The 12703-nt window shown below is 71.6% G+C and carries 10 protein-coding genes; 7 read left to right on the plus strand and 3 right to left on the minus strand.

Going from position 1 to position 12703, the window contains the following annotated elements; genetic code table 11:
- Positions 1–94: 94 nt before the first annotated feature.
- Entirely contained in the window at positions 95–1195 is a 1101-nt protein-coding gene (locus tag CR470_RS28590; protein WP_097870402.1) for an ADP-ribosylglycohydrolase family protein, read from the minus strand.
- Between the two features lie 336 nt (positions 1196–1531).
- Here CR470_RS28590 and CR470_RS28595 point away from each other — a divergent pair, with 336 nt between their 5' ends.
- The 3 genes from CR470_RS28595 to CR470_RS28605 all read left to right on the plus strand — a co-directional run bounded on the left by CR470_RS28595 (position 1532) and on the right by CR470_RS28605 (position 8732).
- Positions 1532–2263 (plus strand): VIT1/CCC1 transporter family protein, encoded by a 732-nt coding sequence (locus tag CR470_RS28595; protein WP_097870403.1) that lies wholly within the window; start codon positions 1532–1534, stop codon positions 2261–2263.
- Between the two features lie 456 nt (positions 2264–2719).
- Entirely contained in the window at positions 2720–7279 is a 4560-nt protein-coding gene (gltB, locus tag CR470_RS28600; RefSeq protein ID WP_097870395.1) for a glutamate synthase large subunit, read from the plus strand.
- Positions 7272–8732 (plus strand): glutamate synthase subunit beta, encoded by a 1461-nt coding sequence (locus tag CR470_RS28605; protein WP_097870396.1) that lies wholly within the window; start codon positions 7272–7274, stop codon positions 8730–8732. The genes gltB and CR470_RS28605 overlap by 8 nt, the downstream gene beginning before the upstream one ends.
- Positions 8733–8906: 174 nt before the next feature.
- Here the strand turns inward: CR470_RS28605 and CR470_RS28610 are convergent, their stop codons facing one another.
- On the minus strand, positions 8907–9818 hold the full coding sequence (locus CR470_RS28610) for a rhomboid family intramembrane serine protease (protein WP_097870397.1): 912 nt from the start codon (positions 9816–9818) through the stop codon (positions 8907–8909).
- Between the two features lie 142 nt (positions 9819–9960).
- Here CR470_RS28610 and CR470_RS28615 point away from each other — a divergent pair, with 142 nt between their 5' ends.
- From CR470_RS28615 to CR470_RS28630, 4 genes are all read left to right on the plus strand, one after another.
- The gene (locus tag CR470_RS28615; protein WP_097870398.1) at positions 9961–10710 is read left to right on the plus strand and encodes a vWA domain-containing protein; all 750 of its coding nucleotides are present in this window, start codon (positions 9961–9963) and stop codon (positions 10708–10710) included.
- Entirely contained in the window at positions 10707–11285 is a 579-nt protein-coding gene (locus CR470_RS28620; RefSeq protein ID WP_097870399.1) for a HutD/Ves family protein, read from the plus strand. Before CR470_RS28615 ends, CR470_RS28620 begins: the two co-directional genes overlap by 4 nt.
- Positions 11286–11367: 82 nt before the next feature.
- The gene (locus tag CR470_RS28625) at positions 11368–11862 is read left to right on the plus strand and encodes a GNAT family N-acetyltransferase (RefSeq protein ID WP_097870400.1); all 495 of its coding nucleotides are present in this window, start codon (positions 11368–11370) and stop codon (positions 11860–11862) included.
- A gap of 69 nt (positions 11863–11931) precedes the next feature.
- Positions 11932–12465, plus strand: coding sequence for a pyridoxamine 5'-phosphate oxidase family protein (locus CR470_RS28630; protein ID WP_097870401.1), 534 nt, complete (start codon positions 11932–11934; stop codon positions 12463–12465).
- A gap of 61 nt (positions 12466–12526) precedes the next feature.
- Here the strand turns inward: CR470_RS28630 and CR470_RS41375 are convergent.
- Positions 12527–12703, minus strand: a 177-nt coding sequence (locus CR470_RS41375; protein ID WP_373561448.1) for an acyl-CoA dehydrogenase family protein, incomplete at its 5' end; no start/stop codon positions are given.

Below are 12703 nucleotides of genomic sequence, written 5' to 3' on the forward strand. Positions count from 1 at the left end.
GCCGCAACGCGTGCCGTCCCCGCCGCCGGGCTTCCTTCGGCTGCCGCGCGGGGCGTGGCCATGACCGGCCCGCCCCCGGCCGCCTCGCCCGACGTCATCGCAGGTCCTCCCGTACGGGTACGAAGGAGGCCGCCACGGACGCCAGGTCCCGTACGGCCGAAGGCTCCCGGCCGCCGCCCCGCTCCTGCGGGGGCCCCGCCGGTCCCGCCCCGTCCGGGTCCTCCGGGGTCAGCAGTTCCGCGATGTCCAGCACGTGGTAGCCGCGCATCGACGGCAGGCAGCTGCCCCGGACCGGGCCGATCGCCGCCGCCCAGTCCGGCGGGACGGCGCTCTCCCCGTTCAGCGCCCCGGCCAGGGCGCCCGCCACCGCCGCCGTCGTGTCCGCGTCGCGGCCCATGTTGACGGCCGTGAGCACCGCCGTCCGGAAGTCCCCGCGCGCCGCCGTGAACGCCCCGAACGCCAGGCCCACCGCCTCCGGCGCCAGGTCCGTCCACGGGTAGCCGGCGATCACCACCGCCGAGCGCACCGCCCGCTCCATCGTGAGCCGGTCGGGGTGGGGCCGCTGGGCCGCCGCCACCGCCCGGCGCAGCGACCGGGCCGTCCAGGAGTCCATCGGGACCACCGAGAGCGCGGCGGCGATCACCGAGGCGAGGCCCGAGCCGACCATGGCCGCCGCCACCCCGGCCGCCACCGCCTGGCCCCCGTAGATCCCCTCGCCCTCGTGGCTGACCCGGCCGTCCACCGCGACCAGCCGGGCCGCCTCGGCGGGGCGGCCCGCCGCGAAGACCCCGAAGGGTGCCGCCCGCATCGCGAGCCCGTCGCTCCAGGCGTGCCGGTGCTGGGCCGAGATGGGGGCCGCCAGGCCCCGGCGCAGGTTCTCCAGCGTGCCGCGCTCGCTGAACCCGGCCCCCCGGAACGGGCCCTCGTCCAGATCGGCGATCCAGTGGTGCCAGGCCCGCTCCACATGGGATACGTCGAGCGCCGAGCCGTGCCGGGCCAGCAGCAGTCCGGAGAAGATCGCGTACTCCGTGTCGTCGGTGCCCGCCGGGTCGTCGCTCACGAACCCCTCGATCCGCCCCCAGCGGCGGCGGATCTCGGAGGGCCGCAGGTTCTCCGCCGGGGCGCCGAGCGCGTCCCCGACCGCCAGTCCCAGCAGCGCACCCCTGGCCCGGTCATTGCCGGTGGCCGTGTTCATCGCGTCGCCCTTCCGCTCGTCCGGCGAGTCCGAGTCCGAGCCGAGTCCGAGTTCGAGTCGGAGTTCGCGTCCGCGTCCGATCCCGTGGCTGGGCCCTGTTCGCATCTGTGCCACGCGGCGGGCGAGGAGAGGCGGGAAACGCCGGGAAAGGGGCCAGGCGGATGACGGCCCGGATAGCTGAGGCTGGCCTTTCTTCGCAGGTCAAAGCGGTGGTAAGCCAGGCCTGCCTTGCTGGCGGGGGTCACTCGGACGGCGTAGTTTGGACTTTGTCGAAAGTTGTATTCAACGGGGAACGGCGGGGTGACGGCCCGCCGGAGCGAAGGGGAGAAGCACGCCGTGGCCATCATCGAGACCGAAGCCGTCCTGCACGAGGCGCACCGGGACAACCACACCCACCGGGATGTGAACGGCGGCTGGCTGCGCCCCGCCGTCTTCGGCGCGATGGACGGTCTGGTCTCCAACCTCGCCCTGATGACCGGGGTCGCGGGCGGCGCGGTCTCCCAGCAGACCATCGTGATCACCGGCCTGGCGGGGCTCGCGGCCGGGGCCTTCTCCATGGCGGCGGGCGAATACACCTCCGTCGCCTCGCAGCGCGAGCTGGTCGAGGCCGAGCTCGACGTCGAGCGCCGCGAGCTCGTCAAGCACCCCCAGGACGAGATGGCCGAGCTGGCCGCCCTCTACGAGTCCCGCGGGGTGGACGCCCCGCTGGCACGCGAGGTCGCCCGGCAGCTGTCGCGCGACCCGGAACAGGCGCTGGAGATCCACGCCCGCGAGGAACTCGGCATCGACCCGGGAGACCTGCCCTCGCCGCTCGTGGCCGCCGTCTCCTCGTTCGGCGCGTTCGCGCTGGGCGCCCTGCTGCCCGTCCTGCCCTACCTCCTCGGCGCGAGCGCCCTGTGGCCCGCGGTGCTCCTCGCGCTGATCGGTCTGTTCGCCTGCGGTGCGGTGGTGGCCCGGGTGACCGCCCGCAGCTGGTGGTTCAGCGGGCTGCGCCAGCTCGCGCTGGGTGGCGCGGCGGCGGCGCTGACGTACGGACTCGGCACCCTGTTCGGCGTCGTCGTCGGCTGACGCGGGTGGTGCGGGGTTCGGGCGGACGGTGTTACCGGGCCGCCCGAACGGCGCAACAGCGCGGCAACCCGTGTGACGTACGTCTTGGCGCCGCCCACTGGGCGGGACGGGCCCGGCGGCCGTAAAATGAGACTCTATGCAGGGCCACACATAAGTAGCCATTATCCGGTGGTTTCGTTTCCTTTGCCACCGGGCATGAGCCGTAGGCACCGCAGGCAACGACGCCTGCTCTCTCCGCGGGTCCCCGGGCGCCGATCGTTCCGACAGCGACCCACCCCCTGGTTCAACCGGTCACCTCTGGTCACCCAGTCACCTCCGGTCACCACGGTGTCCGCATGTTGGAACATACCTTCCGCTTCTTGAGAAGCGCCCCATCATGTAACCTGCACGAAATTTCGCAGAGGGCCAACGTCGTCCCTCGGCACCGCAAATGCCACGACGACGACGGGAGAGCCGATGCGTATCGACGCCTGGTCGCCCATGGACGGTCGCCCCGCCCAGCAGGGGATGTACGACCCCCGTAACGAACACGACGCTTGTGGTGTCGGGTTCGTGGCCACTCTGACCGGTGTGGCCAGCCATGAGCTGGTCGAGCAGGCGCTGACCGTGCTGCGCAACCTCGAACACCGCGGCGCCACCGGCTCCGAGCCCGACTCCGGCGACGGCGCCGGCATTCTCTGCCAGGTCCCGGACGCCTTCCTCCGCGCCGAGACCCCCTTTGAGCTTCCCGAGCCCGGCTCCTACGCCGTGGGCATCGCCTTCCTCCCCGCGGACGACTCCGCCGAGGCCGTCCGGACGATCGAGCAGATCGCCGCGCAGGAGGGCCTGAAGGTCCTCGGCTGGCGCGACGTCCCGGTCGCCCCCGCACTCCTCGGCAACGGCGCCCGCGCCACCATGCCCGAGTTCCGCCAGGTCTTCGTCGCCGACGGCGAGTCCACCGGCATCGTCCTGGACCGCAAGGCCTTCGTCCTGCGCAAGCGTGCCGAGCGTGAGGCCGGGGTGTACTTCCCCTCGCTCTCCGCCCGCACCATCGTCTACAAGGGCATGCTCACCACCGGTCAGCTGGAGCCGTTCTTCCCGGACCTCTCCGACCGCCGCTTCGCCTCGACGGTCGCGCTGGTCCACTCCCGCTTCTCCACCAACACCTTCCCCAGCTGGCCGCTGGCCCACCCGTACCGCTTCGTCGCGCACAACGGCGAGATCAACACGGTCAAGGGCAACCGCAACTGGATGAAGGCCCGCGAGTCCCAGCTCGCCTCCGAGCTCTTCGGCCAGGCGCAGCTCGACCGGATCTTCCCCGTCTGCACCCCGGACGCCTCCGACTCGGCCTCCTTCGACGAGGTCCTGGAGCTGCTCCACCTCGGCGGGCGCTCGCTGCCCCACTCGGTGCTGATGATGGTTCCCGAGGCGTGGGAGAACCACGATTCCATGGACCCGGCCCGGCGCGCGTTCTACCAGTACCACGCCACCATGATGGAGCCCTGGGACGGCCCGGCCTGCGTCACCTTCACCGACGGCGTCCAGGTCGGCGCGGTCCTCGACCGCAACGGTCTGCGCCCCGGCCGTTACTGGGTCACCGACGACGGCCTCGTCGTGCTCTCCTCCGAGGTCGGCGTCCTGGACATCGACCCGGCGAAGGTCGTCCGCAAGGGCCGCCTCCAGCCCGGCAAGATGTTCCTCGTCGACACCGCCGAGCACCGCATCATCGAGGACGACGAGATCAAGGCGTCCCTCGCCGCCGAGCAGCCCTACCAGGAGTGGCTGGAGACCGGCGAGATCGAGCTGAGCGATCTGCCCGAGCGTGAGCACATCGTGCACACCCACGCCTCGGTCACCCGCCGCCAGCAGACCTTCGGCTACACCGAGGAAGAGCTGCGCGTCATCCTCGCGCCGATGGCCCGCACCGCCGGAGAGCCGCTCGGCTCCATGGGCACCGACTCGCCGATCGCCGCGCTCTCCGAGCGCCCCCGGTTGCTCTTCGACTACTTCACCCAGCTCTTCGCCCAGGTCACCAACCCGCCGCTGGACGCCATCCGCGAGGAACTCGTCACCTCGCTGCGCTCCTCGCTGGGCCCCCAGGGCAACATCCTGGAGCCGACCGCCGCCGCGTGCCGCAGCGTCACGCTGCCCTTCCCGGTGATCGACAACGACGAGCTCGCCAAGCTGATACACATCAACGCCGACGGCGACATGCCGGGCATGAAGGCCGCCACCCTCTCCGGTCTGTACCGGGTCGGCGGCGGCGGCGAAGCGCTGGCCGCGCGGATCGAACAGATCTGCACCGAGGTCGACGCCGCCATAGAGGACGGCGCCCGCCTGATCGTCCTCTCCGACCGGCACTCCGACGCCGAGCACGCCCCGATCCCGTCGCTGCTGCTCACCTCGGCCGTCCACCACCACCTCATCCGCACCAAGCAGCGCACCCAGGTGGGCCTGCTGGTCGAGGCCGGGGACGTCCGCGAGGTCCACCACGTCGCGCTGCTCATCGGCTACGGCGCCGCCGCGGTCAACCCGTACCTCGCCATGGAGTCCGTCGAGGACCTGGTCCGCGCCGGCACCTTCATCGAGAACATCGAGTCCGAGCAGGCCATCCGGAACCTGATCTACGCGCTCGGCAAGGGCGTCCTGAAGGTCATGTCCAAGATGGGCATCTCCACCGTCGCCTCCTACCGCGGCGCCCAGGTCTTCGAGGCCGTCGGCCTCGACGAGGCCTTCGTCGCGACGTACTTCAACGGCACCGCCACCAAGATCGGCGGCGCCGGCCTGGACACCGTCGCCAAGGAGGTCGCCGCCCGGCACACCAAGGCGTACCCCGCCTCCGGCATCGCGGCCTCGCACCGCGCGCTGGAGATCGGCGGCGAGTACCAGTGGCGGCGCGAGGGCGAGCCGCACCTGTTCGACCCGGAGACGGTCTTCCGCCTCCAGCACGCCACCCGCAACCGGCGCTACGACATCTTCAAGCAGTACACGGAGCGGGTGAACGAGCAGTCCGAGCGCCTCATGACGCTCCGCGGCCTCTTCGGCTTCGACTCCGGCCGCGAGCCGATCTCCCTCGACGAGGTCGAGCCCGCCTCCGAGATCGTCAAGCGCTTCTCCACCGGCGCCATGTCCTACGGCTCCATCTCCCGCGAGGCGCACGAGACGCTCGCCATCGCGATGAACCAGCTCGGCGGCAAGTCCAACACCGGCGAGGGCGGTGAGGACCCCGACCGCCTGTACGACCCGGCGCGCCGCTCCTCCATCAAGCAGGTCGCCTCCGGCCGCTTCGGTGTGACCAGCGAATACCTGGTCAACGCCGACGACATCCAGATCAAGATGGCCCAGGGCGCCAAGCCCGGCGAGGGCGGCCAGCTGCCCGGCCACAAGGTCTACCCGTGGGTCGCCAAGACGCGTCACTCGACACCCGGCGTCGGCCTCATCTCGCCGCCGCCGCACCACGACATCTACTCCATCGAAGACCTCGCCCAGCTGATCCACGACCTGAAGAACGCGAACCCGCGGGCGCGGATCCACGTGAAGCTGGTCTCCGAGGTCGGCGTCGGCACGGTCGCCGCCGGTGTCTCCAAGGCCCACGCGGACGTCGTCCTCATCTCCGGCCACGACGGCGGCACGGGCGCCTCCCCGCTCACCTCGCTCAAGCACGCGGGCGGCCCCTGGGAGCTCGGTCTCGCCGAGACCCAGCAGACCCTGCTCCTCAACGGCCTGCGCGACCGCATCGTCGTGCAGACCGACGGCCAGCTCAAGACCGGCCGCGACGTCGTCATCGCCGCGCTCCTGGGCGCCGAGGAGTTCGGTTTCGCGACCGCGCCGCTCGTCGTCTCAGGCTGCGTCATGATGCGCGTCTGCCACCTGGACACCTGCCCGGTCGGCATCGCCACCCAGAACCCGGTCCTGCGCGACCGGTTCTCCGGCAAGGCCGAGTACATCGTCAACTTCTTCGAGTTCATCGCCGAAGAGGTCCGCGAGATCCTCGCCGAGCTGGGCTTCCGCACCCTTGAGGAGGCCGTCGGCCACGCCGAGCTCCTCGACACCGACCGGGCGATCACCCACTGGAAGGCGCAGGGCCTGGACCTGGCCCCGCTCTTCCACGTCCCGGAGCTGCCCGAGGGCGCCGTCCGCCACCGCATCGTCGAGCAGGACCACGGTCTGGCGAAGGCGCTCGACAACCAGCTGATCAAGCTGGCCGCCGACGCGCTCGGGGCCGAGACCCCCGAGGCCGCCCAGCCGGTCCGCGCCCAGGTCGCCATCCGCAACATCAACCGCACCGTCGGCACCATGCTCGGCCACGAGGTGACCAAGAAGTTCGGCGGTCCGGGCCTGCCCGAGAACACCATCGACATCACCTTCACCGGCTCGGCCGGCCAGTCCTTCGGCGCGTTCCTGCCGCGCGGGATCACCCTGCGCCTGGAGGGCGACGCCAACGACTACGTCGGCAAGGGCCTCTCCGGCGGCCGGGTCGTCGTCCGCCCGGACCGGGGCGCCGACCACCTCGCCGAGTACTCCACCATCGCCGGCAACACCATCGGCTACGGCGCGACCGGCGGCGAGGTCTTCCTGCGCGGCCGCACCGGCGAACGCTTCTGCGTCCGCAACTCCGGTGCGCTCGTCGTCTCCGAAGGCGTCGGCGACCACGGCTGCGAGTACATGACCGGAGGACAGGCCGTCGTCCTCGGCGAGACCGGCCGCAACTTCGCCGCCGGCATGTCGGGCGGAGTCGCGTACGTCATCGACCTGAACCGGGACAACGTCAACGTCGGCAACCTCGGCGCGGTCGAGGAGCTGGACGACACCGACCGGCAGTGGCTGCACGACGTCGTGCGCCGCCACCAGGAGGAGACCGGCTCCACCGTCGCCGAGAAGCTCCTCGCCGAGTGGGACACCGCCGTGACCCGCTTCAGCAAGATCATCCCGTCCACGTACAAGGCCGTGCTCGCCGCCAAGGACGCCGCTGAGCTCGCCGGTCTCTCCGAGCAGGAGACCACCGAGAAGATGATGGAGGCGGCGACCCATGGCTGACCCCAAGGGCTTCCTGACCACCGGACGCGAGGTCGCCCAGACCCGCCCCGTGGCCGAGCGCGTCAAGGACTGGAACGAGGTCTACGTTCCGGGCTCGCTGCTCCCGATCATCAGCAAGCAGGCCGGCCGCTGCATGGACTGCGGCATCCCGTTCTGCCACAACGGCTGCCCGCTCGGAAACCTCATCCCCGAGTGGAACGACTACGCCTACCGCGAGGACTGGACCGCCGCCTCCGAGCGGCTGCACGCCACGAACAACTTCCCGGAGTTCACCGGGCGGCTGTGCCCGGCCCCCTGCGAGTCGGCGTGCGTGCTCGGCATCAACCAGCCGGCCGTCACCATCAAGAACGTCGAAGTCTCCATCATCGACAAGGCGTGGGACAGCGGCGACGTCACCCCGCAGCCGCCGGAGCGCCTCTCCGGCAAGACCGTCGCGGTCATCGGCTCGGGCCCGGCGGGACTCGCCGCCGCCCAGCAGCTGACCCGGGCCGGCCACACCGTCGCCGTCTACGAGCGCGCGGACCGCATCGGGGGTCTCCTCCGCTACGGCATCCCCGAGTTCAAGATGGAGAAGTCGCACATCAACCGCCGCATCGAGCAGATGCGCCTGGAAGGCACCAAGTTCCGCACCGAGGTGGAGATCGGCAAGGACATCGACGCCGCGAAGCTCCGCCGCCGCTACGACGCGGTCGTCATCGCGGCCGGCGCCACCGTCTCCCGCGACCTGCCTGTCCCCGGCCGTGAGCTGGGCGGCATCCACTTCGCGATGGAGTACCTGCCGCTCGCCAACAAGGTGCAGGAGGGCGACCTGACGGTCTCCCCGATCCACGCCGGCGGCAAGCACGTCGTCGTCATCGGGGGCGGCGACACCGGAGCCGACTGCGTCGGCACCGCCCACCGCCAGGGCGCGGCCTCCGTCACCCAGCTGGAGATCATGCCGAAGCCGGGCGAGGAGCGGAACCCGGGCCAGCCGTGGCCGACCTTCCCGATGCTCTACAAGGTCACCTCCGCGCACGAGGAGGGCGGCGAGCGGGTCTACTCCGTCTCCACCACCCACTTCGAGGGCGACGAGGACGGAAACGTCGCGGCCCTCCACCTGGTCGAGGTCGAGTTCAAGGACGGTAAGCTGGAGCAGAAGCCCGGCACGGAGCGGCGCATCCCCGCGCAGCTCGTCACCCTCGCCATGGGCTTCACCGGAACCGACCAGTCCAACGGTCTGGTCCAGCAGTTCGGCCTGGAGCTCGACCAGCGCGGCAACGTGGCCCGCGACGAGCACTACGCGACCAACGTCGACGGCGTCTATGTCGCCGGTGACGCGGGACGCGGCCAGTCGCTGATCGTCTGGGCGATCGCCGAGGGCCGCTCCGCCGCCCGCGGAGTGGACCGCTTCCTGACCGGGACCAGCGCCCTGCCGGCGCCGATCCGCCCGACGGACCGGTCCCTGCTGGTCTGAGCACCACCCGGGTCCCCCTGGGCCACGCGGCCCGGGGGACCCCCCAAGACGTCCCGTACAACGGCGTACGGAACTGAACGCGGCGCCTGCCTGTCCCCGACCGGACTCAAGCGGGCGCCGTGGCGCGTCCGGGGCCGGATTCCTTCTGCCCGGCCCCTGCCACGGTGCCCGGCCTCAGCCGCCCGTCAGAGCCGAGGTCTTCAGTACCACCGCCACCGCGAACAGGCCCGCCAGCACCAGCCCGCCCGCGAGCTGGACCGGCCAGACCCGCAGCTTCGCCGGTGCGAAGGCGAGCCCGTACGTCACCAGCGCCCCGGTCAGCAGCCCGCCCAGGTGCCCCTGCCACGAGGTGAACGCGGCCGAGATCAGCATCCAGAGCAGGAATCCGGCCATGAAGCGGTTGACGGCCGCCATGTCATGGCCGAGCCGCCGGTGGATGACCCAGTACGCGGCCGCCAGTCCGAAGACCGCGCCGGACGCGCCGACCGTCGAGGTGTCCGGGGCCAGCAGGTACACCAGGACCGAACCGCCCACCGCCGACAGCAGATACAGCGCCAGATAGCGGGCCCGCCCGAGCTGTCCCTCCACCGCCCGGCCGATGTTCCACAGCGCGAACATGTTGAACACCAGGTGCATCACCCCGAACGAGGCGTCCGGCGGAAGGTGCAGGAAGGCCCCGGTCACCAGCCGGTACCACTCCCCGTCCGCGATCCCCGTCAGCCCGTACCCGGGATACGTGTCACCCCGGTAGTAGTACCGCTCACCGTCCGGCCCCGTGAGCGCCGCCCCGAGCACCGCGAACCGGTCCACGATCTCCGGCCTGACCACCTCGCCGACGTAGACCAGGACGTTGAGCGCCATCAGGACGTACGTCACGGTCGGCGCCGTCGCCCGGGACACCGCGCCGCCGAAGACCGTACGGGCCCGGCGCACCGAACGCTGCCCCTCCTTCACGCACTCCACGCAGTGATGACCGACGGCCGCCTCCCGCATGCAGTCCGGGCAGATGTAGCGGTCGCAACGGGTGCAGCGGACATACGTCTCGCGGGACGGATGGCGGTAACACGCGGTGGCGGCGGCCTCCATGGCCGGCTCCTTCACTGGGAATGTGCAACGGGGCCGGTGGGGGCGGCGGCGATCAAGATAGCGAACCGGAGGGACGGGCGTTACGTCCGGGCCCGTGGTGGCCTACGCTCGGAGTCCGCGGAGCACAGAACGGGGGCCCGTCATGAACGGCGCGAACACGACCGTGGGCACCGGCCCGGCCATCAGCCTCACCAAGGTGCGGGAGACGGCTCCGGCCCTGGTCGGCCACTACAGGAGCGCCGGGATCTCGCTGGAGAAGCACGGCCTTGGCGGTCACCGCGCGGCCGTCTACCTCGTCCTCGACCACTCCGGCTCGATGAGGCCGTACTACAACGACGGCAGCGTCCAGGCGCTGGCCGACCGGGTGCTGGGCCTGTCGGCCAACCTCGACGACGACGGCACGGTGCCGGTCGTCTTCTTCTCCACCGACGTCGACGCGGTCACCGACATCGCCCTCGACAACCACCACGGCCGGATCGATGAGATCTGGGCGGGCCTCGGGCACATGGGGAAGACCAGCTACCACCTGGCGATGGACGCGGTCATCGACCACTACCTCGACAGCGGCTCCACCGCGCCCGCCCTGGTCGTCTTCCAGACGGACGGCGGGCCGATCAACAAACTCGCCGCCGAGCGCTACCTCTGCAAGGCCGCGAAGCTGCCACTGTTCTGGCAGTTCGTCGGCTTCGGTAACACCCGCAGCAGTCAGTTCGACTTCCTCCGCAAGCTCGACGAGCTGGCCGTCCCCGCCAAGCGGGCCGTCGACAACGCCGGGTACTTCCACGCCGGCCCGGACCCCCGGAAGGTCCCGGACTCCGAGCTGTACGACCGGCTGGTCGCCGAGTTCCCGCTCTGGCTGGCCGCCGCCCGGGAGCAGGGGATCGCCCGGTGACGGTACGTATCCTGCGCGCCGCCGACCGCGCGCCCGTCCCCTGGAAGAACGGCGGCGGGACCGTCCGTGAGATCGCCGCCGGCCCCGAGGGCGCGGGGACCGACGCCTTCGACTGGCGGGTGAGCCTGGCGGACGTCACCGCCGACGGGCCGTTCTCCGCCTTCCCGGATGTGGAGCGGGTCCTGACCGTGGTCGAGGGCGCGGGCATGGACCTCCTCGTCGGCGGCGAGCACCACATCGTCGACGAACCGTTGTGGCCGCACGGCTTCCCCGGGGACCTGCCCACCGAGGGCTTCCTGCTGGGCGGCCCCGTCGTCAATCTCAACGTCATGTACCACAGGGCCCGTACGCGGGCGGAGACCGCCGTCGTCTGCGGCACGGTCCGTCTGCTGCCGCCGCGGGGCGGCGCGGTGCTGGCCGTCTCCCTGGACGACGGCGCGGAGCTGGAGGAGGGGGAGCCGGAGGAGGGGGGCGTCCGGCTGGACCGCTACGACGCGGTGCTGGCGGACGGGGTGTCGCCCGGCGTCCTGCGGACGATGGGCCAGGCGGTGCTGATCACGTTCTCGGAGGCGTGACCGGCCTGTCCCGACCGGCCCCGGCCCCGGTGGGCGGGAAACTCGGCTGCCGATCTCCCCACCACGGGATACGGTCGCGCGCATGCCCGAAAACGTATCCGTAAGCACGGTGATCCGCCGCTACGCCGCCGCGGACGAGGACGCCTCGATGGACGTCTGGTCCCGGGCCGGCCGTACCGCCCACCCCTTCATCCCCGGCGAGGGCGAGGGCGAGCGCGCCCGCAAGATGCGCGAGATCTACCTCGTCCACGCCGAGAACTGGGTCGCCGAGACGGACGGCCGTGTGGTGGCTCTCCTGGGACTCCTGGACGCCGAGATCGGCGGCCTCTTCGTGGCCCCGGAGGCACAGGGCACCGGGGTGGGCCGACGCCTCGTCGAGCACGCGGCGGCGCTGCACGGCGCACTGACCCTTGAGGTGTACGAGAAGAACACGGGGGCCCGGAGCTTCTACGCCCGGATGGGCTTCGTCGAGGAGAGCCGCCGCGTCGACGAGGAGTACGACGAGGTCATGCTCAGGCTTCTCCGCCCGGCCCCGGAGAACGCGGCCCGGAGCGGGGCGGCGGACGGGCCGGTCTGACTCCGTCCCGGGGTCCGTCAGCCTGTCGCGCGCAAATACCGACAGGAGATGTCGGGTATCCGGTGTTCCATGGCGCCCATGACGTCTTCATCGCCCTCACCCGCAGCGGTCTCCTGGGACGGCTTCGCCGCCGCCGAGCCCGAATTCGCCGACACCGTGCAACGGCGCTTCCGGCTCTACAAGCACCACGTCCTGGCCACCCTGCGCAAGGACGGCTCGCCCCGGGTCACCGGCCTGGAGGCCGACTTCCGCTTCGGTGAGCTGCTCCTCGGCATGATGCCGAACTCGCGCAAGGCCCTGGACCTGCGGCGCGATCCGCGTTTCGCGCTCCAGGCCAACCCGGGTCCCGACGCCGAGCTGAACGACGGGGACGTCCGCGTCAGCGGCCGGGCCGTGGAGATCACCGACCCTCAGGTGATCGCCCGCTTCATCGAGGAGGCGAGCCCGCCGGAGCCCTTCCACCTCTTCCGGGCGGAGCTGACCGAGGTGGTCCGCATCGGGCTCGACGGCGAGGCGCTGGTCATCCGGTCCTGGCGTCCCGGGCAGCCGCCGCGTACCGTCCGCCGCACCGGGGACGACACCCCGCCGACCGACGTGTCCTGAACGCCGACCGACCTGTCCTGAACCGGGGGCGGGGCGCGGACAGGGGCGGCGCACCCGGCTATCAGCCCGCCAGTACCCGGGCCCGGCAGGCGGACGGCGTCCCCCAGGCGTCCCGCAGCGGCCGGGCCCGGCGCAGCCACCACGCCAGGTCCAGCTCCTCGGTGTAGCCGACCGCGCCGTGCGACTGGAGCGCGGTGCGGGCCGCCGCGTACCTGTCTCTTATACACATCTCTGAGCG

It is taken from the genome of Streptomyces sp. rh34, from assembly GCF_002551245.1.
GTDB lineage: Bacteria > Actinomycetota > Actinomycetes > Streptomycetales > Streptomycetaceae > Streptomyces.

Bases quoted from the DNA above. Each gene is read 5' to 3' on its own strand.
- CR470_RS28590 (WP_097870402.1), bottom strand. From the start codon at position 1,195: ATGAACACGGCCACCGGCAATGACCGGGCCAGGGGTGCGCTGCTGGGA.
- gltB (WP_097870395.1), top strand. From the start codon at position 2,720: ATGCGTATCGACGCCTGGTCGCCCATGGACGGTCGCCCCGCCCAGCAG.
- CR470_RS28605 (WP_097870396.1), top strand. From the start codon at position 7,272: ATGGCTGACCCCAAGGGCTTCCTGACCACCGGACGCGAGGTCGCCCAG.
- CR470_RS28610 (WP_097870397.1), bottom strand. From the start codon at position 9,818: ATGGAGGCCGCCGCCACCGCGTGTTACCGCCATCCGTCCCGCGAGACG.
- CR470_RS28615 (WP_097870398.1), top strand. From the start codon at position 9,961: ATGAACGGCGCGAACACGACCGTGGGCACCGGCCCGGCCATCAGCCTC.
- CR470_RS28625 (WP_097870400.1), top strand. From the start codon at position 11,368: ATGCCCGAAAACGTATCCGTAAGCACGGTGATCCGCCGCTACGCCGCC.
- CR470_RS28630 (WP_097870401.1), top strand. From the start codon at position 11,932: ATGGCGCCCATGACGTCTTCATCGCCCTCACCCGCAGCGGTCTCCTGG.